Raw genomic sequence first — 679 nt, 5'->3', positions numbered from 1 at the left:
GGACGATGCGCTCGACCTCGACACGCTCGAGGTGCGCAGCGCGGTGATGCGCGAGATCGCCTTGCTGCTCAAGCGCGTGGCGCCCACCGATGCCACGGTGCTGATGCTCGGCGAGTCGGGGGTGGGCAAGACCGCCTTCGCCCGACAGCTCCACCGCTGGAGTCAGCGCGGCGAGGGGCCCTTCATCGACGTCAACTGCGCGGCGATCCCCGAGGCGCTGTTCGAATCCGAGATGTTCGGCTACCAGCCCGGTGCCTTCAGCGGCGCGGCGCGTCAGGCGGCCGTCCTGGATCACCTTGAGCAGCTTGGTCTGCATCGCCAGCGGTAACTCGCCGATCTCGTCGAGAAACAGCGTGCCGCCATGGGCCATCTCCAGCACCCCAGCCTTGCCCTGACGCGCCTCGGCGATGTCCAGTCACGGCGGGTCGACTTCCGCCTGGTGGTGGCCACCAACCAGGATCTGGAAGCGCGGGTGGCGAGCGGTGACTTCCGGCTCGATCTCTACTATCGGCTCAACGTCATCCCGGTGACCCTGCCGCCGCTGCGCGAGCGTCGCGAGGACATCCCGGCGCTGGTCGAGCGCTGCCTGGGCCACCTCAACCAGCGCTATGCGCGCACCAAGGTGTTGCACCCGACGGCCTGGACGACGCTGATGGACGCCTGGACGACGCTGATGGAC

Annotated in this window: 1 pseudogene; it reads left to right on the top strand. The window is 68.5% G+C overall.

What is annotated here, in order from left to right:
* Nucleotides 1-679, top strand: a pseudogene (locus D0901_RS20795) (sigma 54-interacting transcriptional regulator); the annotation flags it as partial.

The sequence above is a fragment of the Modicisalibacter coralii genome (assembly GCF_004117855.1).
Classification (GTDB): Bacteria; Pseudomonadota; Gammaproteobacteria; order Pseudomonadales; family Halomonadaceae; genus Modicisalibacter; species Modicisalibacter coralii.
This window is presented reverse-complemented; position numbering and strand designations above follow the sequence as displayed.